The sequence below is a fragment of the Streptomyces cylindrosporus genome, from assembly GCF_022698165.1.
GTDB lineage: Bacteria > Actinomycetota > Actinomycetes > Streptomycetales > Streptomycetaceae > Streptomyces > Streptomyces cylindrosporus.
Map to the genome: position 1 here is coordinate 59,185 of NZ_JALDAY010000020.1, position 24,038 is coordinate 83,222.

Sequence of the window (24,038 nt, forward strand, 5' to 3'; positions counted from 1 at the left end):
GCCCTGCCGTCCCCGTCCCACCCCATGGCCAAAACGGGTTACGGCAAACGCTCCGCCGGTGACGAAGACCCGCACGCAGACCCGGACTTCGCACACCTGAGCCCCCGTGACGCCGAGATCGCCGTCTTCGTCGACCACCTCGAAGCGGGTCACGCGATGGGCTACAAGGCGATCGCCGCCGCGCACCCCCGCTACGGCCAGCAGGCGGTACGCGCCTCCCTCGGCCGTATCACCGTCGCCGGCCACCTGCGCTGGATCAAGGAGCACATCACCGTCGAGGACAACTCGATGCGGTGGGTGACGCGGACGTACTGGTCGCGTACGCGCAGGTCACCGGAGTGGTGGGCGGACTTCGCGCGGGAACTCCACGGCAGGGACGTGACCGAGGACTACATGCGCGGTCTCGTGCGGGTCGAGGACGCGGAAGAACCGGCCCCGAAGGCCGAAGAGGCCGTACCGCAGGAGACGTCCGCCGCGGAACAGTCCGCCGTCGAACAGCCCAGCGCGGCCTACCAGACCCTCGCCGACGTGCGTGCCGCCGACGCTCGTATGCCGCTGTCGGACGGTGACTGCCGTTCCCTCGAATCGCTCGCCGCCGAGTGGCTGTCCCGTGGCGCGACCCCGAACGACATCACCCGAGCCCTGACCGACGGGCTGCCGCCCGCCGTCACCAACCCGGGCGGTCTCGCCCGCAACCGACTGGAGAACAAGATGCCCCCGAAGAAGGCCAAGACCAGGCAGAAGGCCGCCGTCCGCCGTGCCCGGGTGACCCGCGTGATCATGGCCTGCGGTCTGTGCGACGCGGACGAACGGACGACGGAGATCGTGGACGGGCTGTGCCGGGAGTGCCTGGCGGAGATCGAGGCGGAAGGGCCGGTGTACGTGCACAAGCCGGTCCCCGAGACGTTCCTCCCCGGCCCGCGTGACAGCGGCGGCGGTCTGCCCGGCGCCGACGAGGTCATCGACGTCACCGAACGCGTCGACGCCCTTCGCCGCGCGGCGGGGCTGCTGTGAAGGCGGCGCCATGACCCCCAGGACCGAGCAGCAGCCCCAGATGTCCGTCGAGGAGTTCGAGGAACTGGAACGCCATGCCCCGGAGACCGTGCGGCTGGAGTTCATCAGCGGGAAGGTCCAGGTCAAAGGCGTGACGGACGGCAATCACGACACGATCACCGCCTGGTTGCAGAGGCTGTGCATGCAGCATCGTCCCGAGCTTTGGCTGTACGGGCATGGGGACTGGTCCGACGCGGACGATGTGCTGATGGTCGTGGAGGTCACGTCCCACGACTCCGACACCCACCAGCGTGACCGGGTCGAGAAGCCGGGCGGCTGCGCGGCTGCGGGCATTCCCGTCTACCTCCTCATCGATCGTGACGAGGCCTCGGTCATCGTGTTCAACCAGCCGGAGGACGGCCGCTATCTGCACTGGGAAGGAGTTCGCGGACTGATCAGAGTCCCCACAGTCCCTTCCCGACGGCAGTGATCCCGCCCGTCAGGGCCAGCAGCAGCACCAGCAGCCGGGCTCGCCGCTCGGGTATCCGCTCGGCGAGCCCCCTCCCGATCACCGCCCCCACCACCATCGCGCCGACGACAACGCCCCACTGTTCCCCGCCCAGCCGCGGCACCCCGTTCGCGGCGACGGAGAAGGCGTTCACGACCACCCCGTAGAACTGCGCGTTCGGCACGAACTCCCGTACCGTCCAGCCTGCGTTGAGCGCGTACAGGGAGATGGGCGGCCCGCCCACCCCCGCCGCGGAGTTCATGAACCCACCCGCCGCCCCCGCAGCGACCGCCCCCTTGGTCCCCCGCAGGGCCGGCACCCGGGCACCCCGCATGACGAGCAGCACGGCGACGGTCACGAGCCCGCCCATGACCAACAGGAGGGCGGGCTCCGGGAGTTGGCGCGTCATCCAGGCCCCCAACGGCACCGTGCACGCCGCCGCCACGCACAACGGCACCATCGCGCCGAGTCGCACCCGCCGCCAACCACCCACCAGCCCCACGACACTGATCGCCCCCGCCGCGCAGTTGGCGAGCACGACACCCTCGGCCGGTCCCAGCAGCAGCACCAACGCGGGTACGGCGACCAGGGCGAAGCCCATGCCGGTGAGCCATTGCACGGAGGAGCCGAGCAGCACGATCGCCGTCAGTAGTACGTCGCCCGTCCAGCCGTGAGTCGCCATGGATCAGCATCCTGCGCCTCTCGGGTTCCGGGCGCCATCATGGTCGTATGACGGGGGAGTCGAAGACCGAGGCGTCCGGTGCGCGGGCGATCGCCTCGGCGCGGGCGATACGGCAGGCACTCACGGGCGACGGCTCCGTCGCCATGTACGCCGAGAACTCGACTGTGTTGCCGCCGGAGGCGTTCGCGTTGCCCGAGTCGGCGCCACACGGGCTGGTCAACCTGCCCGACAAGACGGCCGTGTTCGTCGGCCGGGAGCGCGAACTCGCCCTTCTCGACGAGGCGTTCGGCGAGGCGCGCGGTGTTGTCGTCCAGGCAGTGCACGGTCTCGGCGGCATCGGGAAGTCGACGCTGGCAGCGCACTGGGCGGCGGGGCGGGTGGGGTCGTACAACCCGGTTTGGTGGATCACCGCGGAGACTCAGGCCGATCTCGACGCGGGGCTCGCCGAGCTGGCGGTGGCGCTGGCGCCGGCCTTGAGGGACGTACTGTCCCGGGAAGCGCTGCGGGAGCGGGCGGTTCAGTGGCTGGCGGGGCATGACGGGTGGCTGCTGGTGCTGGACAACGTGTCCGACCCGGCCGATGTGAAGCAGCTGCTGGGGCGGGCCACGGGCGGGCGGTTTCTGATCACCACGCGGCGGGCCAGCGGGTGGCACAAGGTCGCCGAGCCGTTGGCCCTCGACGTGCTGGAACCGGCTGACGCCATCGAGTTGTTCGAGCGGATCGACGGGCCCGGTGAGGACATCGAGGAACTCTGCCGGGAGCTGGGGTTCCTGCCGCTGGCCGTGGAACAGGCGGCGGCGTACTGCGCAGAGGCGGGGATCACGGCGGGGAGGTACCGGGAGCTGCTCGCCGCGTATCCGCGGGAGGTCTTCGCGCAGTCGGCGGAGGGGACGGACCAGGCCCGGACGGTCGCCAGGGTGTGGCGGATCTCGATGGACCGGCTGACGGACACGCCGCTGGCGGAGCGGATTCTGGGGGTCGTCGCGTGGTGGGCGCCGGAGGGGATTCCGCGGGGGTATCTGGCGGAGATGGGCGGTCCCGTAGAGGTCACGGAGGCCGTCCGGCGGCTTGCCGCGCACAGTCTGATCAGGCTGCACGACGACGACACGATCTCGGTGCATCGGCTGGTGCAGGCGGTGGCGCGGGCGGAGGCGCCGGGTGCGTGCCGGGAGTCCGTCGAGCGACTGCTGCGCAGCAGCTGGGGACTCCGTGGCATCGATGCGGAGAAGGTGTGGTTCACCCATCTCGACGCATTGGCCGGCTGCACCGACCCGGATGCCGACGGCGCCAACGAAGCCTGGCTGTTCAACATGGGAGGTATCAAGGTCTCGACCATCGACGAATCCCGCATGACGGAGTTGCACGCGCGGGCCGTGGCCGCGGCGGAACGCTCGCTCGGTCCACGGCACGAGATCACGCTCATCATGCGCTCGGATCTGGCCCACGCCCATGGAATCGCGGGCGACCCGGAGCATGCGATCCGGCTTCTGGAGACGAATCTGGCCGATCACGTACGGGAGTTCGGGCTGCACAACGAGCGGACCTTCGAAGCCAGGGCCGTCCTGGCCGAGGAAATGGTGGACGGCGGCCGGATCGCGGACGGGTTGTCGTTGGCGAAGGAGAACGCGGAGAGCGCCGAGTTGGCCCTGGGCGAGGACCATGCCATGGCCCTGAGGGCCTGGTCGGCCTGGAGCAGGGCGCTGCGGTATTGGGCCGAGGAGGCCGCCGACGACGTCACGGCTGCCAGGGCCGCTGATGCCATCGAGGCCCTGCTGTCCCGGATCGAGGCGGTCGAGGGCACGGAGAGCAAGATCTACGACACCGTTCACTGGAATCTGATCTGGTCCTGCAGGAAGGCGGGCGACATCGCCAGGGCCACGGTCCTCCTGGAAGAGAGCATCGCGCGCAGGACACGCCTCTACGGCGAGACCAGCAGGGTCACCATGAACAGCCGCAGGGCTTTCGTCGGGTTTCTCTGGCGGGCTGCTGACGACCAGGCCCGGGCCCGTGACCTGGCCGTCTCTCTCGTTGCCGACAGCCGCCAACTCCTCGGCGACGACCCGTACGTCCACCAGATTCAGCAGGCCTTCGCACCCCTCCTGACCCCACACGAAGCGTGATCGGCCGATACGGCCCGTGAGTTGGATGCACCCTGTATCCACGCTGTACGTCCCCTGCACAGCCCCTAACCAGTGAAAAGCGAGTCTTGAGGCATCACCAAGACCCGCCACCGCACTGGAGTTGAGTTGCGATGACCCGTCGATCCACCAGCATCAGCAAGCGCGCAGCCGTCGTCACCGCCACCGCCGCCCTCGCCCTCGGCACCGTCGGTACCGTCGCCGCCACCGCCGGCACCAAGGACGGCAGCGGCATGCCCAGCAAGGCGCAGATCGCCGGGCTGTTCGACCAGTGGAACAGAACCCTGCAGACCGGCGACCCGGAGAAGGTCGCGGACCTGTACGCCAAGGACGCGGTGCTGCTGCCCACCGTCTCCAACAAGGTCCGCACGGACCACGCCGGCATCGTCGACTACTTCGAGCACTTCCTGCAGAACAAGCCGGTCGGCAAGAAGATCCAGACGATAGTGAACGTGCTCGACCGGAATTCGGCCATCGACACCGGCGTCTACGAGTTCACGCTCACCGACCCGGACACCGGCGCGAAGAGCACGGTCGAGGCCCGCTACACGTACGAGTACGAGAAGCGGGGCGGCAAGTGGCTGATCGTCAACCACCACTCCTCGAAGATGCCCGAAGGGTGATGACCACCCACAGGCCTCCGTCGGGCGCGTCCCGGAGGGCCACCGTGCCACCGTCGTCCGTCACCAGCTGTTTCACGACGGCGAGGCCCAGGCCCGAACCGGAGCGCCCGGTCAGGCCCTGACCGCGCCAGAAGCGGTCGAAGGCGCGTGGCTTCTCCGCGTCGGACATGCCCGGCCCCTCGTCTAGGACCGACAGCACCACCTCGTCGGCCTTCGACTCCACCCGCACGGTGATCGTGCCGCCGTCGGGCGACACCTCCAGGGCGTTCGAGAGCACGTTGTCCAACACCTGGTCGAGATGGCCGGGACTGGCCAGCACGGTCGGCCGGCCGTCGGCACTCCCCCTGAGCGCGATGGTGACTCCGCGCTCGTCGGCGGCCGGTCTCCACACCGCGAGCCGTTCCTCCACGATGTCCGTGAGCGGCAGCGGCTCCGCCGCGGTCACCTTCGCCTCCGCCCGCGCGAGCACCAGCAGGCCGTTGACCAGCCGGCTCATCCGGACGACCTCGGCGGTCGCCTGCTCGACGTCCTCGCGTACGAACTCGTCGTCCACGCCGTCCGCGATGTTGTCCAGCGACAGCCTCAACGCGGTGAGCGGGGTGCGGAGTTGATGGGAGGCGTCGGCGACGAAGATGCGCTGCGAGGCGATGAGGGTGTCGAGGCGCTCGCCCGCCTGGTTCAGGGTGCGGGCGAGGGTCTGGGTCTCCGGCGGGCCCTCCACCGGGGAGCGTGCCGTCAGGTCGCCGTCGCTGAACTTGCTTGCCATGTCGTTGAGTTGGCGCAGCGGGCGGGTGATCCGGCGGGCGGCCACCGCGCCGATCGCCGCGGCGGCCGCGAGCACCAGCACCGCCAGGCCCGCCCGGAAGCCCCAGATCTGCCACAGGCGGTCGGTCATGCCGGAGGTCGAGTACATGATCCGTACCGCCGCCCGGCCGTCCGCGGGGACGGTGACCTTCAGCTGCTTGCCCCAGATGAAGTCCGAACCCCAGTCGGTGGTGGGCTCGTCGTGCTCCACGGCCCGGGTCAGCGCCGCATCCGGGGCCGGCTTCGGCAGGTCGGGGGCGCAGCGGCCGTCGGCGGTCACCTGGACGGTGCCGGGGGTCTCCTTGCCGTATGCCCTGGCCACCTCCGTCAGGGCGTCGCACGAGACCGTGTCGCCGTTGCCCAGCAGCAGCGCCATGGTCTTGGCCTCGCGCAGGACGGACAGCCCGGTGTCGTCGCGCAGTTGCTTGGTGAGGGTGAAGGCGACCGGCACGGTGAACAGGAAGATGGCGACCGCGACGAGGAGGATGTAGCTGCGGATGAGTTGCCGGTTCATGAGACCCCGGGGGCGGCGGGACCAGCGGGGTCAGTGGGGTCCGCGGCGTCCGCTGCGTCCTTGACGATCTCCAGCCGGAAGCCGACCCCCCGCACCGCCTCGATCGTGATCGCCCCCGCGAGCTTCCGCCGCAGCGCCGCCACATGCACGTCCAGCGTCTTGGTCGGCCCGAACCAGTTCGCGTCCCAGACCGCTTCCATGATCTGCTCGCGCGACATCAGCGCGCCCGGCTCCTCGGTGAGGAAGGCCAGCAGGTCGTACTCCTTGGGCGCGAGCGCGACCTCCGCGCCGTCCAGCCGGACGCGGGCGGCCTTGCGGTCGACGGTGAGCCGGGCGCCGTAACGGTCCGGGGCGTTCTCCGAAGGCGAGGCTCCGGTACGGGGCTGCACGCGCCGCATGACCGCCCGTATCCGCGCGATGACCTCCCGCACCCCGAACGGCTTGGAGACGTAGTCGTCCGCGCCCAGCTCCAGGCCCACCACCCGGTCCGTCTCGTCGCTGCGCGCACTGATCACGATGATCGGCACGTCACCACGCCCGCGCAGCGCCTTGCAGACGTCGAGGCCGTCAGCGTCGGGCAGTCCGAGGTCGAGGAGTACGACGTCGTAGGGGCCCTCGTGGCCGAGCGCCGCGCCGCCCGTGGTGACCCACTCCACCTCGAAGCCGTAACGCAGCAGTCCTCGCCGGAGCGACTCGGCGACCGGTTCGTCGTCTTCCACCAGCAGTACGCGCACAGCCGAACCCTAGTGCTTGAACTTTAAAGACGGCCGGTCACCGAGCCACGGACGGGCAAAGCAGCACTTACCACATGGTCGGGAGCCGCTCCGGGATCCGCTTCATGAACCCGGTCCGCCACACCAACTGCTCGATCGGCACGGCGAGCCGTAGCCCCGGCATCCGTTCCAGCAGCGTCGCGAGCCCGATTTCGGCGTGCTTGCGGGCCAGCGCGGTGGCGGGACAGTAGTGCCGGCCGCCGCCGAAGGAGAGGTGGGCCGTGCTGTTGGCGCGGGCGAGGTCGAGGGTGTGCGGGTCGGGGAAGGCGGCCGGGTCGAAGTTCGCGCCCTCGACGAGGACGAGCACCAGCTCACCGGCCCGCACCTCGGCCTCCCCGAGCCGTACGTCCTCCAGTGCCAGCCGCGGCAGCCCGTCCCCGATGGAGAGGTTGACGCGCAGCAGCTCGTCGACGGCCGCGGGAATCCTGCCGGGATCCGCGACGAGTTCCTTCTGCAGCTCCGGGTGCTGGACCAGTGACACCAGCGCCATGGTCAGGAAGCCGGACGTCGAGATCACCCCTGCCCCGAACATCGTCACGCCGACGGTCGCGAGCATCTCGTCGGTGAGATGGGCGTAGTCGGGGTCGTCGCGCAGCGCGCCGATCTCGGCCATGAGACCTGTGGTGGCCGGATCACCGAGCCGTTCCGTCATGTACGCGATGTCGCGGTCCCAGTTGAGCCGCGCGCCGGCGACCGGGCAGGCCGAGTTCATGAACGCGATGTCCAGACTGCGCATGAGCCGGGGCGCGTCGGCCTGCGGGATGCCGAGGATGCGGCAGTGCGTGCCCGCCGAGTACGGATCGGCGAAGCCGGCCCGCAGGTCCACGGGCGCACCCTCGCGCACCAGCCCGTCGACGAGCTCACCGGCGTACCCCCGAAGCCACTCCTCCAGCCCCGGGCTCTTCGGACTGAGCGCCTTGAGTACGGCCTTGCGCAGCCCGGCGCCGGTGATGTTCCCCATGTTGTTGACGACCTCGGGCGGGATCGTCAGCGCGTACTGGCGCGGGACGCCCGGCGCGGAGGTGTCCTTGAGACTGAAGCGCGGGTCCTCCAGGACCTGCTTGCAGAGTTCGTACGACGACACCAGCCAGGCCTCGTCCCCGGCGATGGTGCGTACGCGCCGTACCGGTGTGGTGGCTCGCAACTCCTCGACCTCAGGAGGGAGTTGGTCGCCGCGCCACGAGAACGGAAAGTCGATCGGGGTGTCGATCGGGGTGTCAACGGACATCGGCGTGCTCCGTTCCGGCCGGCGTGACGATGGCGTGGCCCTGGTTGCGGGAGGCGCGCAGGCCGGCGCCGGGGGAGTAGAGCAGTTCGGCCATCGGGAGGAGCTGGTGGTAGCAGTTGAGGGAGGACGGGACGCCCAGGATGGCCGGGGTGTCCAGGAAGAGGGGCGCCTCGGCGGTGACGTACTCCAGGCAGACCTGGCGCTGTCTCTCGCCCATCCGCTGATCCTTGGTGGCGAGGAAGCCGTCGACGAGCTGTTCGCAGGTCGTGCGGAACTCGTCGTCGGTGGCGAGGCGGGCGCGCAGGTCGTGGTGGATCTCGCGGTACGCGCCGTTGTCGCGGAAGTCGGACATGGCGTGGGCCCGCACGCGGCGGCCGCCGGGGTCGGTGGCCTGGACGGCGCCGAGCACCTTGGCCCGTACACCGCGCAGGTTCTTCACCGCCTTCCGGCGCGCGTCCTCGGCGGTGTAGCCGGAGGCCTCGTACATCTCCGCCACGTGCAGGTCGGTGTAGACGAGGTCCACGCGTTCGAAGAGCGCGAGCCCCCAGCGGGCCAGGTCGAGGACCCGGCGGGCGGAGAAGTAGCTGTTGCCGGGGGAGACGCCGATCACGGCGTGGTCGGCGGCGGTGTGGATGACCTCGCAGTGCGGGGTGAAGGGCCGGACCTTGAAGAGGCCGGCGGGAGCGACGTGCTGGATCTCGGAAACGGTCGCAGTCGTCAAGGAAGGAGAATCCTTCGCGTCGCTAGTCCCTGGGAGCCGTGTGCTCCTGGTGTGGCGACGACGACGCGAAGTTAGCTGGCGATTACGGAGAGCGTCAATGGTGGATGTTCCGGGGGAGCGGGCGGTAGGGGTCGGACGGGACGCGCGCAACATCGCGACCGGGGACTACGTCCAGCAGATCGAGCAGGCCGTGGTGCTTCCTGCGGAAGCCTTCATGCCGGTGGGAGAGTTGGCGAAGTGGGTCGTCAAACTGCCCCTGCCGACACGTGTGTTCGTGGGCCGGGAGCGCGAACTCGGCCTGCTGGACGAGCTGTCGGGGGTGGTGTGCGTGCACGGCCTCGGCGGGATCGGCAAGTCCACGCTGGTGGCGAAGTGGGCGCGGGAGCGGGCGGGCGAGGACCGCAATCCCGTCTGGTGGATCACGGCCGACAGTCCGGCGGCGATCGACGCGGGGCTGACCGGGCTGGGCATCGCCATGCAGCCGGAGCTGGCCGCCGTACTCCCTCAACAAGCTCTGCGGGAACGGGCCTTGCAGTGGCTGGGCACGCATGACGGGTGGCTGATCGTCCTGGACAACGTGGCCGATCCGGCGGATGTCGAGCCGCTGTTGGAGCGGGCGCGGGGCGGCGGGCGGTTCGTGATCACGAGCCGGCGGGGGACCGGGTGGCACGGTACGGCGACGACGGTGGACCTGGACGTCCTCGACGCCGGGCACGCGGCCGAGCTGTTCGAGCGCATCTGCCCCGGCGGCGGGGCGGACGTGCCCGAACTCGTCGCGGAACTCGGCCACTTGCCGCTCGCGGTGGAACAGGCGGCGGCGTTCTGCCGGGAGACGGGGACTTCGGCGGGGCGGTATCTGGAGCTGTTGGGGGACTATCCGGCGGACATGTACGCGGCGACGGCGGAGGGCGGGGATCCGGAGCGGACGGTGGCCAGGGTGTGGCGCGTGACGCTGGACCGGCTGGAGGAGGGGGACCAGACGGCGGTCGTGCTGTTGTACGTCCTTGCCTGGTACGCGCCGGACGGTATTCCGCGGAGTCTGCTGGAGCAGGGGGCGCGTCAACCGCTGGCCGTCACTCGGGGGTTGGGGCGCCTGGTCGCCCACAGTATGGTTTCGACGGAGGGCGGCACGCTGTCCGTGCACCGGCTGGTGCAGGCGGTGACGCGGACGCCGGACGGGCGTGAAGCGGGGAACGGCGAATTCATCCGGGCAGCCCGGGACCAGGCGATCCACTCGCTGCTCTGCGCCCTTCCCCAAGACCCCGCGGACGCCGTCTCCGCCCGGCCCGTCTGGCGCTCGCTGATCCCCCATGTCGAGGCGCTGGCCGATCACGTGCCGCCGGAGGAGGACACGGAGCTGCTCGCCGCGGTCATGCACAGGGCCGGCACGCTGCTCATGGGGCAGTTGGACGTACACCGGGCACAGCGCTTCCTCGTCCGAGTCCATGCCACCTGCGTACGGAGACTGGGACCCGAGCACCCCAGCACGCTGGCCGTGGCCGGCGACCTTGCCCACGCGCACTCGTGGGCGGGTGACTACTCCGCCGCGATCACGCTGCTGGAGCGGGTCCGCGAGGACGGCGGGCGGATCCTGGCCGAGGACCGCCCCCAACTCGCGAGGCTGCTTGGCGCCCTGGGCTCCGCGTACTACCGGACGGGCCGCCTGGACACCGCCATGCGCCTGCACAGGCAGTCGTTGGAGATGCTGGTGGAGCACGCCGGCCGGGACGACGAGCGCACGTTCCGGGCCCATGGCGATCTCCTGAGCGACCTGCTGGCGGCCGGCCTGGGGGAGATGGCGCTGCCGCTGCTACGGCAGTACGCCGAGGAGGCCGAACGCCGCTACGGCGAGGGGCATCCGGTGACGTTCACCGCCCGCACCAACCTGGCCTGGGCCCATCAGGAGTGCGGAGAGCCGGAGCGGGCCGTCGACCTGCTGCGCGGCTGCCTCGCCGACGGCGAGCGGTTGCTGGAAAGCCGCCACCCGTACATCTGGACGGTGCTGAACAACCTCGGAGCCGCCTACCGCGCGGCCGGCCGTCCGGCGGAGGCGGTCGAGGCCTATGAGCAGGCCCTCGACGGCCTCCGCCGCGCCTACGGCGAGACCCACCCCGAAACCCTCAAGGTCCGCGACATCCTGGAGTTCGCCCGCCAGAGCCTTCAGCCCCCCGAGTGACCTGCACCACTAACCGGCATCCCCCGCCCCCCACCGGGCAGAGACCTCCCCGAGCGCCCGTATCTCACGATCCGATACCCCCAAGGTCGTTTTCGGACGCTCGTTAAACTGAGCCGACACACCGAACCGAGCGAGGAGCGCACGTGGGCCTTGTCGTGCAGAAGTACGGAGGCTCCTCCGTAGCCGATGCCGAGGGCATCAAGCGCGTCGCCAAGCGAATCGTGGAAGCGAAGAAGAACGGCAACCAGGTGGTTGTCGTCGTTTCCGCGATGGGCGACACGACGGACGAGCTGATCGATCTCGCCGAGCAGGTATCCCCGATGCCTGCCGGGCGTGAGTTCGACATGCTGCTGACCGCCGGAGAGCGTATCTCCATGGCCCTGCTGGCCATGGCGATCAAAAACCTGGGCCACGAGGCCCAGTCGTTCACCGGCAGCCAGGCAGGCGTCATCACCGACTCGGTCCACAACAAAGCCCGGATCATCGACGTCACCCCGGGCCGTATCCGGGAGTCGCTGGACAAGGGCAACATCGCCATCGTCGCCGGCTTCCAGGGCGTCAGCCAGGACAAGAAGGACATCACCACGCTGGGACGCGGTGGGTCCGACACCACGGCCGTGGCGCTGGCCGCCGCGCTCGACGCCGAGGTCTGCGAGATCTACACCGACGTCGACGGCGTGTTCACCGCCGACCCGCGCGTGGTGAAGAAGGCGAAGAAGATCGACTGGATCTCCTTCGAGGACATGCTGGAACTCGCCGCCTCCGGTTCCAAGGTGCTGCTCCACCGCTGTGTGGAGTACGCCCGCCGTTACAACATCCCGATCCACGTCCGGTCCAGCTTCAGCGGACTGCAGGGCACATGGGTCAGCAGCGAACCGATCGAGCAAGGGGACAAGAAGGTGGAGCAGGCCATCATCTCCGGTGTCGCGCACGACACCTCCGAGGCCAAGGTCACGGTCGTCGGCGTGCCGGACAAGCCGGGCGAGGCCGCCTCGATCTTCCGCGCCATCGCCGACGCCGAGATCAACATCGACATGGTCGTGCAGAACGTCTCGGCCGCGTCGACGGGCCTGACCGACATCTCCTTCACCCTCCCCAAGACCGAGGGCCGCAAGGCCATCGACGCCCTGGAGAAGGCGAAGGCGGTCATCGGCTTCGACTCGCTGCGCTACGACGACCAGATCGGCAAGATCTCCCTGGTCGGCGCCGGCATGAAGACCAACCCGGGCGTCACCGCCTCCTTCTTCGAGGCGCTCTCCGACGCCGGCGTGAACATCGAGCTGATCTCGACCTCCGAGATCCGCATCTCGGTCGTCACCCGCGCCGACGACGTCCCGGAGGCCGTCCAGGCCGTCCACTCCGCCTTCGGCCTCGACTCCGACACCGCCGAGGCGGTCGTGTACGGCGGCACCGGGCGATGACCGTACGCCCGACGCTCGCGGTCGTCGGTGCGACCGGAGCCGTCGGCACGGTCATGCTTCAGATCCTGTCCCAGCACGCGGACATCTGGGGCGAGATCCGTCTGATCGCCTCGCCGCGCTCGGCCGGCCGCAAGCTGGCCGTGCGCGGCGGGGAGGTCGAGGTGGTCGCGCTCACCGAGGCCGCCTTCGACGGGGTCGACGTCGCCATGTTCGACGTACCCGACGAGGTGTCCGAGCGGTGGGCGCCGATCGCCGCCGCCAAGGGCGCGGTCGTGGTGGACAACTCGGGCGCCTTCCGGATGGATCCCGAGGTGCCGCTCGTGGTGCCCGAGGTCAACCCGCACAAGGTGCGCGTACGGCCGCGCGGGATCATCGCCAACCCCAACTGCACCACCCTCTCCATGATCGTCGCTCTGGGCGCGCTGCACGCCGAGTTCGGCCTGCGCGAGCTGGTGGTCTCCTCGTACCAGGCCGTCAGCGGGGCCGGTCGGGCCGGCGTCGAGACCCTGCGGCAGCAGCTGGCGCTGGTCGCCGGCACGGAGCTCGGGACCAGCCCCGGTGACGTACGGCGGGCCGTCGGCGACAACACCGGGCCGTTCCCGGAGCCGGTCGCGCTGAACGTCGTACCGTGGGCCGGGTCGCTGCGCGAGGACGGCTGGTCCTCGGAGGAGATGAAGGTGCGGGACGAGACCCGCAAGATCCTCGGACTGCCGGACCTGCCCGTCGCGGTGACCTGCGTACGGGTCCCGGTCGTCACCACGCACTCCCTCACCGTGCACGCCCGCTTCCAGGGCGAGGTCACCGTCGACGGGGCCCGTGAGATTCTCGCCACCGCCCCCGGCGTCGTCCTCTTCGACGATCCGGCCGCCGGCGAGTTCCCGACACCCGCCGACGTGGTGGGCACCGATCCGACCTGGGTGGGCCGGGTCCGGCGGGCGCTCGACGATCCGACCGCCCTCGAACTCTTTGTTTGCGGCGACAACCTGCGCAAGGGCGCGGCCCTCAACACCGCGCAGATCGCGGAACTGGTGGCGGTCGAGTTCGGGTGACACCAGGTGACCATGGTCGCGCTCCCATGACGTGCCGTGTTGCCCGCAACACATGTACAAGAAAAGGGTTACCGACGGAAAAGCCCTGGCTGTGGGCTAGTCGGTTTGTAGGATCTGTGGGCGATGTGTGTCCGGAGTAATGGTCCGGACCACTTGCCCCGGGCCGCCCGGGCGTCCGAAGATTTCCCTCCCCGCCCTTCGCAACCGCGCGAAGGGCGGGGAGCGTCTTTGCGAACGCCCTTCGGGGGAGCGGGGACGCTTGGTGAGGCGTGGGGACGCCTCGGTCATTCAGGGACATAGGGGAAGAGCGGGTAGGCATGAGGGCGCTTGACGCACGGTCGGTTGCGCTGCCTGACACCAGACGTCCGGCTGCGGCACATGACGCAAAAGTGACGCCCGGCACGTACAACCCTCACGGGGTGGAGCGTGTCCAACTGGCGTGGCAGAGGTTCTCGACTTCCAGGCAGCGACCCGCGGTACGGCTCTACGGCCGCCCCGCCCGTCGCTCCGACCCCGCATGCCCGGTGCGCCCGGCGGCGGCATGCCGGTGATCGCGCCCATGCCCGCGGCGCGGCCCACCCGCATACCGAATCAGCGCGACGGCGCCGACGACACCGCGGCGGCCGGCACGACCGTCGACCACCTCACCGAGACGTATCGCGCCCACTACCGCTCGCTGCTCGGCCTCGCCGCCCTCCTGCTCGACGACACCGCCTCCTGCGAGGACGTCGTCCAGGAGGCCTTCATCCGCGTGCACTCCGCGCGCAAACGCGTCCGTGACCCCGAGAAGACGCTCGCCTACCTGCGTCAGACGGTCGTCAACCTCTCCCGCTCCGCGCTGCGCCGCCGCATCCTGGGCCTCAAGCTCCTGTCCAAGCCGATGCCGGACATGGCGAGCGCCGAGGAGGGCGCGTACGACCAGCTGGAGCGCGACTCCCTGATCAAGGCGATGAAGGGCCTGCAGCGCCGCCAGCGCGAGGTCCTGGTGCTGCGCTACTTCGCGGACATGACCGAGGCCCAGGTCGCCGAGACGCTCGGCATATCCCTCGGCTCGGTCAAGGCGTACGGCTCCCGCGGCATCGCGGCGCTCCGCATCGCGATGGAGGCGCCGGCATGAACAAGGACGGCGAGGGACGTGACTCCCATGAGCGCCATGAGCCCTTCGCATGGCACGAGCCGACAAGACAGCCCGAGCAAGAGCACACGCCATCGCACGCTGGGAACGGAACTGTGAACCACGGCCAGGACGACCGGAGCCCCGAGGGGTTCGACTCGGACGAGCTGGCGCTGCGCAGGATGCTGCACCAGGCGGTGCAGACGGTCGAGCCGCGCGAAGGCGCCCTGGACCACCTGCGCAAGGCCGTCCCCGCCCGCCGGGCGCGCAAGCGGCAGGCCGTCGTCGGCATGGCGGCCGCGGCCCTGTTCATCGGCACCGCCGTCCCCGCCCTCGTGCACGTGTCCAACTCCACCGGCTCCGACGTCAACCCCTCGACCGTCGGCCAGGCCTCCCAGGCCCAGGGCGGGTCGAGCCAGGGAAAAAACGCCGACGGCAGTGAGAGCACCGCCGGCGGCGGCTCCGGCTCCTCGCCGGGCAAGGACAAGGGCGACACCAAGGGCGACGGCAAGGGCAAGAACACCGGCTCGGCGGCGGGCGGCAGCGCGGGCACCGACCCGTCGGCCACCAGCGCCTCGGCCCCCGTCTGCACGGCCGACCAGCTCGGCTCGCCCACCTCGACCGTGGGCAGCGCCGACGCCGCGAACACGGTCTACGGCACCTTCCGCGTCGTCAACATCTCCACCACGTCCTGCACGGTCGGCGGGCCCGGTTCGGTGAGCACGCAGACGGCGGGCGCCGCGGACGCCTCGAAGATCATCCTGGCCCGGCATGTGTCGGGGGACGGCGCGTCCGGCCTGCCCGACCCGTCCACCGAGGTCACCTCGCTCCTGCTGGCTCCGGGCGCGGCCTACGAGGTCAAGTTCGCCTGGGTCCCCTCGGAGAGCTGCCCCAGCACCGGCACCAGCACGGGCGGCACGACCGACGGCGGCGCCACCGCCGACCCGACCCCCACCGGGGACAGCAGCACCTCCTCCGGCTCCGCCTCCAGCGGCACGGACAGCGGCGTGACCACGCAGCTGGTCAGGGAGGACGGCACCCAGGACGGCAGCGTGACCGTGTCCCACACGACGGAGGCGGGCTCACCGACGGTCTCGGCGACCGTGTCCAACGCGTGCGCGGGGACCGTGATCTACACCGGAGTGCTGGCCGGGGCGTGACGAGGGCGGGTCCTCACACAGCGGGTCCTCACCCAGCTGGTTCTCACACGCCGGACGAGCTGGTCGCGCTCACCGGCTCCTCCTCGGTCACCAGCCCCATCTCCGCGTCCCGGGCGAACTCGACCTCGCGGCGCAGCAGCCGGAACCACATGAACACCACGAAGCCGGCGAAGACGAACCACTCCCCGGTGTAGCCCAGGTTCTGGAACGCCTTCAGGTCCAGCCCGGAGTCCGCCGGCGCCGTCGCGGGCACGGCCTTCATCCCGGCGTCGGCCTTGCCCAGCGTGACCCACGCGTCGTACACGTCGTACGGCACGAGGTTCACCAGCGACGCCGCGCTGATCGCCGCGGTCTGCCCGTCCGGCAGCCCGCCCTGCGCGCTCACCCCGTTGTCCCCCGGCGTCTCGGACGCCTGGAGCGCACCGGTGACGGTGACCTCGCCGGTGGGCGCGGCGGGCGCCTTCGCGGCGTCGGCGGAACCCGGCAGCCAGCCGCGCACGACGGGCAGCGCCTTGCCGCCGTCGGTGCGCAGCAGCGTCAGCACGTAGTACCCGTTCCGGCCGTCGAGTTGACGGTCGGGGACGAGAAGCTGCTTGCCGTACCGCCCGGTCGCGGTGATCTGCCGCCCCGAGGTCGACTTGTCCACAGGCAGCATCTCCCGCAGCGGACGGGCCGTCTCGTGCCGGTCCGCCGAGATCTGCTCGGTGGCGTCACGGTGGTCCTGCACACGGTCCTCGAAGCGGCTCAGCTGCCATGACCCCATGAAGACGCAGAAGGGGATGGCGAGCAGCACGAAGACGTTGATCCCCCACCAGCGGGGCGTCAGCAGAAACCGGTACACGCTTTCAAAGGTACGGGGCTGCTCCGCGGGAGGGGGCCGCGGGGTTCAGTACCGCACCGTCGATATGCCGTAGATCTCCTCCAGCCCCACCCTGAAGTGCGCCCAGCTCACGACCTGTCCCGGCTCGGCGATGATCCGATCGCGGGTCTGCGGCAGGTTGTGGACGGCAAGCTCTTGACTGTCTTGCGCAGATCGGTCATGTCGAAAAGTCTGCACCTCGCCACTGACAACGACGTCACCCGCCTGCTCGCGGGTGCGGTTGGTAAGCGGCCGGTAGAAGTTATCCACAGGCTGAGGACCTCGCCAGCGGATTGTCTGTGAAGGCAGGCACTATGGGGCCATGACTGAGAGCAACGGGTCCGCTTCGCCCAAGCGGACCGAGGAGATGCCGGACTGGGAGAAGCGCTTCCGGGCGCCGCGGGTGTCGCTGCCCGACTGGGCGGAGGACGCACCGGACCGCTCCCTGTTCGTGTCGAACGCGACGGGGACGTACGAGCTGTACGCCTGGGACCGGGCGACGGGCGAACAGCGCCAGGTCACGGACCGGCCGAACGGCACGACGGACGGCGTGCTCTCCCCGGACGGCGCGTGGATCTGGTGGTTCGACGACAAGGACGGCGACGAATTCGGCATCTGGCGCCGACAGCCCTTCGAGGGCGGCCCGGACGAACCCGCCGCCCCCGGCCTGGAGGCCTCCTACCCGGCGGGCCTGGCCCTGGGCCGCGACGGCCGCACGGCGATCGTCGGCCGCTCCACGGACGAGGAGGGTACGACGATCCACCTCGCCCGCACCGGCTCCGAGCCCGTGGAGATCTACCGCCACCGCGAGTCGGCGGGCGTCGGCGACCTCTCCCACGACGGCACGCTGATCGCCATCGAGCACACCGAGCACGGCGACGCGATGCACTCGGCGCTGCGCGTCCTGCGCCCCGACGGCACGCCGGTCGCCGAACTCGACGACACCAAGGGCGGCACGGAGGAACTGGGCCTGGAGGTCCTGGGCTTCGCGCCGGTCGACGGCGACACCCGCCTGCTGATCGGCCACCAGCGCCGGGGCCGCTGGGAGCCGCTGGTGTGGGACGTGGCGACGGGCGAGGAGACCGACCTCGCCCTCGACCTGCCCGGCGACGTCGGCGCCGAGTGGTACCCGGACGGCACGGGCCTGCTCATCGCGCACAGCTTCGAGGCCCGCAGCGAGCTCTTCCGGTACGACCTCGCGAGCGGCGCCCTGGAGAAGGTGCCGACCCCGCCCGGCTCGGTCTCCGGCGCGACGGCCCGGCCCGACGGCAGCGTGGAGTACCTGTGGTCGTCGGCCGCCGAGCCGTCGGCGGTCCGCTCGACGACGGGCAAGGTGGTCCTGGACCCGCCCGGCATGAAGTCCCCGGGTTCGGTGCCGGTGGAGGACGTGTGGGTGGAGGGCCCCGGCGGCCGCATCCACGCGCTGGTCCAGAAGCCGGCGGACGCGGACGGCCCGCTGCCGACGGTCTTCGACATCCACGGCGGCCCCACCTGGCACGACTCCGACGCCTTCGCGGCGGGCCCGGCGGCCTGGGTGGACCACGGCTACGCGGTGGTCCGCGTCAACTACCGCGGCTCCACGGGCTACGGCCGCGCATGGACCGACGCCCTGAAGCACAGGGTCGGCCTCATCGAGCTGGAGGACATCGCCGCGGTCCGCGACTGGGCGGTGGAATCGGGCCTGGCGGACCCCGACCGCCTCATCCTCACCGGCGGCTCGTGGGGCGGCTACCTCACCCTCCTCGGCCTCGGCACCCAGCCGGATGCGTGGACCCTGGGCATCGCGGCGGTCCCCGTCGCCGACTACGTCACGGCGTACCACGACGAGATGGAAGCGCTGAAGGCCATGGACCGCACGCTCCTGGGCGGCACCCCGGAGGAGGTCCCCGACCGCTTCGAGGCCTCGTCCCCCCTGACCTACGTCGACAAGGTCAAGGCCCCGGTCTACATCTCGGCGGGCGTCAACGACCCCCGCTGCCCGATCCGCCAGATCGAGAACTACGTGAAACGCCTGGAGGCGAGAGCAGCACCCCACGAGGTGTACCGCTACGACGCGGGCCACGGCTCCCTGGTGGTCGACGAACGCATCAAGCAGGTCCGCTTGGAACTGGACTTTGCGGAGAGGTACTTGGGGGGTGAGACCGAGAAGCAGGCCTAGGCGCGGGATCGCGAAGCCTGCGGGCCGTTGGGCCGTGCCGTCCTACGCACGCAGCCTGCGGGCGGTCGGGCCGTGCCGTCCTACGCACGCAGCCTGTGGGCGGTCGGGCCGCCTGTGCCTGCAACGCCGCGCCGTCTGCGGGCAGTCGTGCCGCTGGGGCGGCACGGGTGGGCGCAGGCGGCACCCCGCCAGCGCGGGTGAGCGACAGGCCGGTACTCCGCCCCAGCGCCCCGCACCCGTCACGCCCCCGCCCGCTCCCGCCGACGCCGCCCCAGCAACTCCGCCAACCCCCGCCGCGTAGCGGCCAGCACCACCCGATCCTCCGCCCGCAACACATACGTGTCCGGCAGATCCCACACCAGCCCCGACTCCCGCCCGTCCTCGTACGCCTCCTCCACCGCAGGCTCCTGCCCACCCCCGCTACCCCCGGCACCCCCGCTGCTCCCGGCCCCCTGAACCCCCGTATCCAGCGCCAACACCCGCCACGCCCCCGCCCGAAACGCCTCCGCGACGGTCTTCCCCTCCAGCTGCGGATGCCCACCCACATCCACCGCGGCGAACAGCAACACCCGCCGCTCGACCGGAATCGCCCCCAGGATCTGCCGCCCCATCATCGCCCCGGCAAACGCCGGCGCAGCCAGATGAGACACGCTCCGACTCCGCGTGGACGCCCGAGGATGAGCGGCCCGAAGCGTCCGGTACACGGCGGTCGCGAAGTCGTCGTCGTACAACCGCAACACCACCCGCAGATCCGGCCGAACCGACCGTGCGTACAACGCGGCCTCTAGATTCGTCGTATCCGCACTGGTCACGGCCAGCAGCGCATGCGCCCGATGAATCTTGGCGGCCTCCAGCACACCTTCCTGAGTGACATCCCCCAACACCACAGGCACCCGCAACCGCCGAGCCGTGGCCAGCCCCCGGGCCTCCGGGTCGGACTCGACGCACACCACCGGAATGTGCAGCTCCCGCAGCCGGACCAGCACCCGCGTACCGATCTTGCCCAGCCCGAGGAGGACCACATGCCCGCCGAGCCCCCGAGGAGGCTTCCGCAGGGCCGAGGCCGACCGGAAGGTCCCCAGCGCTTCGAGCACGGCGGCCAGCAGCACCGGCAGCAGCAGCAACCCGACCAGCCCGGAAAGGAGTTGGAGCACCTGCCGCCCGACAGGCGCCCCGATCGCGGGATCGTCGATGGCGAAGAGATCGAGCAGCGTCAGATAGAAGGCGCTCAGCGGATGCATCCCGGTGACCACCCACAGGGCCACCGCGAGCGCGATCACACACGCCACCATGCCCGCGAGCGACCACCGCAGCCGCCGCGAGAACAGCGAGGCGAACGGCACGGCGCCGCGCGCGGGCGGCAGCGCGGGCCCGGAGTACGACACCTGCTCCAGTACGACGGTCCCACGCCCCGTCGCACCCCGTACCGCCGCCGTGTCCGGCAGCAGCAACGGCCCGTCGTCCTCGCCGAGTCCGGAACCGTCCGCGCTGGTCGGCGACAGCACGGCGAGCGTGGCGAGCCCGGGTTCGGCCACCTGTCCGGGCCGCGGCGCCCGCTCCACGGCCCGCAGCAGCAGCCCGTCGGTCTGTACGACCTTGCTGGTGCCGGCCACGGCGGTCGCGACCAGCGCCGGTGCCGCCGTGTCGGCGTCGGACAGCACGGTCGTAGACGCGTCGAAGCCGGATCCGTCGCCGTCGCCCGCGGCCAACGCGGCTGCCTGGTCGAGGAGTTCCTCGATGTGCTGGCCGAGCCGTCGGTTGTAGAGGCGCAGCACGAGCCGCAGGTGGGGGTTGAGGCGGCGGGCGGTGAGGGCGGCGCGGATGTTGGTCTCGTCGTCGTCATAGACGAGCGCGAGCGCGGCGGCCCGGGCCACGCCCGCCGTCCCGAGCGCCTCCTCGGTCGGCTCGGCGGCCTCCACGAGGCGTTCGCCGCCGACGGGTTCGCCGTTGCCGTTGCCGCGGTTCACGGCGGCGCTCACCCGGTCGATCAGCGCGGCCGTCGTCGCCCGGGCCCGCCCGACGACCGGCGGTCGTACATTCCGCTCCGACGGGGGTACGACGAGGGTGACCTGTTCCCCGTACACGCCGCGAAGTTCGGCGGCGAGCCGGTGCGCCAGCCCGTCGTCGCCGCACACGACCATGTGCGCGGACGGGTCCCCGTCCGGCAGCCCTTGATTCGGCACGCTCACCACGAGGGAAAAGACTGCCTCACCGGGACAGGTGGTTCCACCGACGAATGGCCGGGGTCACTGAACGCTCACACCCTCCTCGCCGTACCGAAGGGGAGGGAAACCAACCGAAACCAACCCCCTTCCGCACCACCGGAGGTACCGCGCCCGTGGCCATCACCCGACCAGCCCCCACGGGGGAGGACAGCCATGAGCCGACGACCTGCGCTCCGGAGGGGGAGGAGAGGGTGACCGGGAAGGCGGCGGAGCGCGCGCCCGGCACGGCGTCGGAGCGCGAGCGGGCGTCGGAGATCGACGGGTCGGTGGCGATCCGCGGGGCAGCGGAAGTCGGCGAGGCGGCGGAGGTCGGGCGGCGGGAGGCGCGGTCGCCGCTTGTTCTTACCATGCTTCTGCTGCTCCTGGTGCTGCTGCAGGGGCCGATCCGCGGAGCCCTGTCCGCGCCGGTGATGCAGAGCTGGATGACGGTGTTCGTCGCCGTACTCGTGCAGGCGCTGCCGTTCCTCGTGCTCGGCGTGCTGCTCTCCGCGGCGATCGCGGTGTTCGTGCCGCCGTCGTTCTTCGCCCGCGCCCTGCCCAGCCGCCCCGCCCTCGCCGTCCCGGTCGCGGGCATGGCGGGCGCGATCCTCCCGGGCTGCGAGTGCGCGTCGGTCCCGGTGGCCGGCGCCCTGGTCCGCCGGGGCGTCACCCCGGCCGCGGCCCTCGCCTTCCTCCTCTCCGCCCCCGCGATCAACCCGATCGTCCTGACCGCGACCGCCGTGGCCTTCCCCCGCAACCCCGAGATGGTCCTGGCCCGCTTCGTGGCCAGCCTCCTCGTGGCCTGCGCGATGGGCTGGCTGTGGCACCGCCTGGGCCGCACGGACTGGCTGCGCCCACCGGAGCGCCCGCACCACGAGGGCGACACCAAGGGCGCGGCGTTCTGGGGCTCGGTCCGGCACGACGTGATGCACGCGGGCGGCTTCCTGGTGGTGGGCGCGATGGCGGCGGCGACGCTCAAGGCCGTGGCCCCGGCGAGCTGGCTGCGCACCGCGGCGGACAACCCGCTGGTCGCGATCCTCGCGCTCGCGATCCTGGCCGTACTGCTGTCCATCTGCTCGGAGGCCGACGCGTTCGTGGCGGCGTCGCTGACCCAGTTCTCACTCACGGCCAAACTGGCGTTCCTGGTGGTGGGCCCGATGATCGACCTGAAACTCTTCGCGATGCAGGCGGGCACCTTCGGCCGCGGCTTCGCCCTCCGCTTCGCCCCGGCGACCTTCGTGGCGGCGATCCTGGGCGCGGTCCTGACCGCGGCGGTGCTGCTGTGAACCGCCAGGCACAGGCGGCAGTCCTGTTCCTCACCGGCGCGGCCCTGCTGCACGCCGGATTCACCGACCTGTACCTGCGCTACGTCAAGGCGGGCCTGCAGCCCCTGCTGCTCCTGTCGGGCGCGGTACTGATCGCGACGTCACTGGCGACGGCGTGGTACGAGTGGCGGGGCCGAAGGGCGACGGCGGCGGCCGCCGGCGGCGAGGGCGCGGGCCACGTCCACCGGGAACCCCGTATCTCCTGGCTCCTGGTCCTCCCGCTCCTCGCCCTGATCCTGGTCGCCCCGCCGGCCCTCGGCTCGTACAGCGCGATGCGCACCGGCACGGCCCTCCAACAGCCGTACGGCTACAACGCGTTGCCGGCCGAGGACCCGCTCCCCCTCACGGTGGTCGACTACGCGACCCGCGCGGTCTACGACCACGGCCGCCACCTCACCGGCCACCGGATCAAGGTCACCGGCTTCGTGGCCCTGGACCGCACCGGCGCCCCCTACCTCGTCCGCATGGCCCTCAACTGCTGCGCCGCGGACGCCCAGCCGGTGAAGATCGCCCTGACCGGCAAGATCCCCCCGGTCCTCCAGCCGGACAAGTGGCTGGAGGTGACCGGCACTTACACCGCCAAGGAGACCAGGGACCCGGTCAACAACGGCCCCATCCCGTACCTCCGGGTGACCTCGGCGACCCCCGTCCCCGTACCGAAGGACCCGTACGACGAGAGCTGGAACAACTGACACCGGCCGAGCCGCGCGAGGGGGTATCGGCTGTCGGCGCCGGCCTCAGATGCTCTGTCCGCCGGAGATCTCGACGCGCTGCGCCGTGACCCATCGGTTCGCGTCCGAGAGCAGCGCGGCGAGGGCGGCGCCGATGTCGTCGGGCTCGCCCACGCGGCCCAGCGCGACCTGCGAGGTGAGGTACGCGCGCACCTGCTCGTCGTGCATCATGCCGCCGCCGAAGTCGGTCGCGGTCGCTCCGGGGGCGATGGCGTTGACGCGGATGCCGCGTCCGCCGAGCTCCTTGGCCTGGTAGCGGGTGAGGACCTCGACGGCGCCCTTGACCGCGCCGTAGGCGGCGTGGCCCGGGACGGTGATGCGGGTCAGTCCGCTGGAGACGTTCACGACGGCGCCGCCGTCGGCGAGCCGCGGCAGCAGGGTCTGGGTGAGGAAGAAGACGCCCTTGAGGTGAACGTTCACCAGGTCGTCGAAGTCCTTCTCGGTGGTCTCCGCGAACGGGGCCTGAAGGTCATGACCGGCGTTGTTGACCAGGAAGTCGAAGGTCGTCCTGGACCAGCGGGCTTCGAGTTCGGCACCCAGCCGCTCGGCGAAGCCGGCGAAGGAACCCACGTCGCCGGTGTCCAGGCGCAGCGCGACCGCGGACCGGCCCCGCTCCGCGACGGCCGCCACGACCTCTTCGGCCTCCGCCTGATTGCTCCGGTACGTTACGACGACGTCGACGCCGGCCGCGGCGAGGTGCAGGGCGTGCGCGCGTCCCAGACCACGGTTGGCGCCGGTGATGACGGCGATCTTCTGGTCGGTGCTCATGGTGACTCCTTGACGGGGTGTCGGCTTCACAGACCAGTTGAGGCGCCGGCGGCAGCGGCAACCAGTGCCCGTTTGTCCACTGTCCGGCG

Annotated in this window: 21 protein-coding genes; 12 read left to right on the forward strand and 9 right to left on the reverse strand. The window is 71.0% G+C overall.

What is annotated here, in order from left to right; all coding sequences use genetic code 11:
- Positions 1-24: 24 nt before the first annotated feature.
- The gene (locus MQP27_RS46850; protein ID WP_242777420.1) at positions 25-1,014 is read left to right on the forward strand and encodes a hypothetical protein; all 990 of its coding nucleotides are present in this window, start codon (positions 25-27) and stop codon (positions 1,012-1,014) included.
- Between the two features lie 10 nt (positions 1,015-1,024).
- Positions 1,025-1,483, forward strand: a complete 459-nt coding sequence (locus MQP27_RS46855) for a Uma2 family endonuclease (RefSeq protein ID WP_242777422.1) — start codon at positions 1,025-1,027, stop codon at positions 1,481-1,483.
- Here MQP27_RS46855 and MQP27_RS46860 read toward each other — a convergent pair.
- A complete protein-coding gene (locus MQP27_RS46860; RefSeq protein WP_242777424.1) occupies positions 1,449-2,183 on the reverse strand; it encodes a sulfite exporter TauE/SafE family protein in 735 nt (244 codons plus the stop codon). The two genes, MQP27_RS46855 and MQP27_RS46860, sit on opposite strands and share 35 nt — an antisense overlap.
- A gap of 47 nt (positions 2,184-2,230) precedes the next feature.
- Here MQP27_RS46860 and MQP27_RS46865 point away from each other — a divergent pair, with 47 nt between their 5' ends.
- A complete protein-coding gene (locus MQP27_RS46865; RefSeq protein WP_242777426.1) occupies positions 2,231-4,303 on the forward strand; it encodes an NB-ARC domain-containing protein in 2,073 nt (690 codons plus the stop codon).
- A gap of 131 nt (positions 4,304-4,434) precedes the next feature.
- Positions 4,435-4,944, forward strand: coding sequence for an SgcJ/EcaC family oxidoreductase (locus MQP27_RS46870; protein WP_242777428.1), 510 nt, complete (start codon positions 4,435-4,437; stop codon positions 4,942-4,944).
- Here the strand turns inward: MQP27_RS46870 and MQP27_RS46875 are convergent.
- From MQP27_RS46875 to MQP27_RS46890, 4 genes are all read right to left on the reverse strand, one after another.
- Positions 4,910-6,262 carry a HAMP domain-containing sensor histidine kinase gene (locus tag MQP27_RS46875; RefSeq protein ID WP_242777431.1) on the reverse strand — a complete coding sequence of 451 codons (1,353 nt, stop codon included), beginning with the start codon at positions 6,260-6,262 and terminating at the stop codon, positions 4,910-4,912. The genes MQP27_RS46870 and MQP27_RS46875 overlap by 35 nt on opposite strands.
- Positions 6,259-6,996 (reverse strand): response regulator transcription factor, encoded by a 738-nt coding sequence (locus MQP27_RS46880; RefSeq protein WP_242777433.1) that lies wholly within the window; start codon positions 6,994-6,996, stop codon positions 6,259-6,261. Before MQP27_RS46880 ends, MQP27_RS46875 begins: the two co-directional genes overlap by 4 nt.
- Positions 6,997-7,063: 67 nt before the next feature.
- Positions 7,064-8,263 (reverse strand): cytochrome P450, encoded by a 1,200-nt coding sequence (locus MQP27_RS46885; RefSeq protein WP_242777435.1) that lies wholly within the window; start codon positions 8,261-8,263, stop codon positions 7,064-7,066.
- Complete coding sequence (locus tag MQP27_RS46890) at positions 8,253-8,984, reverse strand: cyclodityrosine synthase (protein ID WP_242777437.1); 732 nt, start codon at positions 8,982-8,984, stop codon at positions 8,253-8,255. Before MQP27_RS46890 ends, MQP27_RS46885 begins: the two co-directional genes overlap by 11 nt.
- A 97-nt stretch (positions 8,985-9,081) precedes the next feature.
- On the opposite strand from MQP27_RS46890, the gene MQP27_RS51280 reads away from it, so the two are divergent.
- The 5 genes from MQP27_RS51280 (at position 9,082) to MQP27_RS46915 (ending at position 15,904) form a co-directional block, all read left to right on the forward strand.
- Positions 9,082-11,160 (forward strand): tetratricopeptide repeat protein, encoded by a 2,079-nt coding sequence (locus MQP27_RS51280; RefSeq protein WP_278197340.1) that lies wholly within the window; start codon positions 9,082-9,084, stop codon positions 11,158-11,160.
- 143 nt (positions 11,161-11,303) lie between these two features.
- A complete protein-coding gene (locus MQP27_RS46900; protein ID WP_242777439.1) occupies positions 11,304-12,581 on the forward strand; it encodes an aspartate kinase in 1,278 nt (425 codons plus the stop codon).
- Complete coding sequence (locus MQP27_RS46905; protein ID WP_242777441.1) at positions 12,578-13,630, forward strand: aspartate-semialdehyde dehydrogenase; 1,053 nt, start codon at positions 12,578-12,580, stop codon at positions 13,628-13,630. Before MQP27_RS46900 ends, MQP27_RS46905 begins: the two co-directional genes overlap by 4 nt.
- A 439-nt stretch (positions 13,631-14,069) precedes the next feature.
- Positions 14,070-14,747 carry a SigE family RNA polymerase sigma factor gene (locus MQP27_RS46910; RefSeq protein ID WP_372511465.1) on the forward strand — a complete coding sequence of 226 codons (678 nt, stop codon included), beginning with the start codon at positions 14,070-14,072 and terminating at the stop codon, positions 14,745-14,747.
- A gap of 113 nt (positions 14,748-14,860) precedes the next feature.
- Positions 14,861-15,904 carry a hypothetical protein gene (locus MQP27_RS46915; RefSeq protein ID WP_308290095.1) on the forward strand — a complete coding sequence of 348 codons (1,044 nt, stop codon included), beginning with the start codon at positions 14,861-14,863 and terminating at the stop codon, positions 15,902-15,904.
- Positions 15,905-15,947: 43 nt separating this feature from the next.
- Here MQP27_RS46915 and MQP27_RS46920 read toward each other — a convergent pair whose 3' ends face one another.
- Positions 15,948-16,745, reverse strand: coding sequence for an SURF1 family protein (locus MQP27_RS46920; protein ID WP_242777444.1), 798 nt, complete (start codon positions 16,743-16,745; stop codon positions 15,948-15,950).
- A 45-nt stretch (positions 16,746-16,790) separates the two neighbouring features.
- Positions 16,791-17,033: a hypothetical protein gene (locus tag MQP27_RS46925; RefSeq protein ID WP_242777446.1), complete on the reverse strand. Its 243-nt coding sequence runs from the start codon at positions 17,031-17,033 to the stop codon at positions 16,791-16,793.
- 52 nt (positions 17,034-17,085) lie between these two features.
- Between MQP27_RS46925 and MQP27_RS46930 the strand changes: the two genes are divergently transcribed.
- Positions 17,086-18,921, forward strand: coding sequence for a S9 family peptidase (locus tag MQP27_RS46930; protein ID WP_242777448.1), 1,836 nt, complete (start codon positions 17,086-17,088; stop codon positions 18,919-18,921).
- A gap of 239 nt (positions 18,922-19,160) precedes the next feature.
- Here MQP27_RS46930 and MQP27_RS46935 read toward each other — a convergent pair whose 3' ends face one another.
- Entirely contained in the window at positions 19,161-21,062 is a 1,902-nt protein-coding gene (locus MQP27_RS46935) for a potassium channel family protein (RefSeq protein ID WP_242777607.1), read from the reverse strand.
- A 356-nt stretch (positions 21,063-21,418) separates the two neighbouring features.
- Between MQP27_RS46935 and MQP27_RS46940 the strand changes: the two genes are divergently transcribed.
- Positions 21,419-22,411, forward strand: coding sequence for a permease (locus MQP27_RS46940; protein WP_242777609.1), 993 nt, complete (start codon positions 21,419-21,421; stop codon positions 22,409-22,411).
- A complete protein-coding gene (locus tag MQP27_RS46945; RefSeq protein ID WP_242777450.1) occupies positions 22,408-23,142 on the forward strand; it encodes a TIGR03943 family putative permease subunit in 735 nt (244 codons plus the stop codon). The genes MQP27_RS46940 and MQP27_RS46945 overlap by 4 nt, the downstream gene beginning before the upstream one ends.
- Before the next feature lie 45 nt (positions 23,143-23,187).
- Here MQP27_RS46945 and MQP27_RS46950 read toward each other — a convergent pair whose 3' ends face one another.
- Positions 23,188-23,949, reverse strand: coding sequence for an SDR family NAD(P)-dependent oxidoreductase (locus MQP27_RS46950; RefSeq protein WP_242777452.1), 762 nt, complete (start codon positions 23,947-23,949; stop codon positions 23,188-23,190).
- Positions 23,950-24,038 lie beyond the last annotated feature (89 nt).

What these genes read in the sequence shown, in the direction of transcription:
- MQP27_RS46850 (WP_242777420.1), top strand. Translation starts at nt 25, where the DNA reads ATGGCCAAAACGGGTTACGGCAAACGCTCCGCCGGTGACGAAGACCCG.
- MQP27_RS46855 (WP_242777422.1), top strand. Translation starts at nt 1,025, where the DNA reads ATGACCCCCAGGACCGAGCAGCAGCCCCAGATGTCCGTCGAGGAGTTC.
- MQP27_RS46860 (WP_242777424.1), bottom strand. Translation starts at nt 2,183, where the DNA reads ATGGCGACTCACGGCTGGACGGGCGACGTACTACTGACGGCGATCGTG.
- MQP27_RS46865 (WP_242777426.1), top strand. Translation starts at nt 2,231, where the DNA reads ATGACGGGGGAGTCGAAGACCGAGGCGTCCGGTGCGCGGGCGATCGCC.
- MQP27_RS46870 (WP_242777428.1), top strand. Translation starts at nt 4,435, where the DNA reads ATGACCCGTCGATCCACCAGCATCAGCAAGCGCGCAGCCGTCGTCACC.
- MQP27_RS46875 (WP_242777431.1), bottom strand. Translation starts at nt 6,262, where the DNA reads ATGAACCGGCAACTCATCCGCAGCTACATCCTCCTCGTCGCGGTCGCC.
- MQP27_RS46885 (WP_242777435.1), bottom strand. Translation starts at nt 8,263, where the DNA reads ATGTCCGTTGACACCCCGATCGACACCCCGATCGACTTTCCGTTCTCG.
- MQP27_RS51280 (WP_278197340.1), top strand. Translation starts at nt 9,082, where the DNA reads ATGGTGGATGTTCCGGGGGAGCGGGCGGTAGGGGTCGGACGGGACGCG.
- MQP27_RS46905 (WP_242777441.1), top strand. Translation starts at nt 12,578, where the DNA reads ATGACCGTACGCCCGACGCTCGCGGTCGTCGGTGCGACCGGAGCCGTC.
- MQP27_RS46930 (WP_242777448.1), top strand. Translation starts at nt 17,086, where the DNA reads ATGACTGAGAGCAACGGGTCCGCTTCGCCCAAGCGGACCGAGGAGATG.
- MQP27_RS46935 (WP_242777607.1), bottom strand. Translation starts at nt 21,062, where the DNA reads ATGGTCGTGTGCGGCGACGACGGGCTGGCGCACCGGCTCGCCGCCGAA.
- MQP27_RS46950 (WP_242777452.1), bottom strand. Translation starts at nt 23,949, where the DNA reads ATGAGCACCGACCAGAAGATCGCCGTCATCACCGGCGCCAACCGTGGT.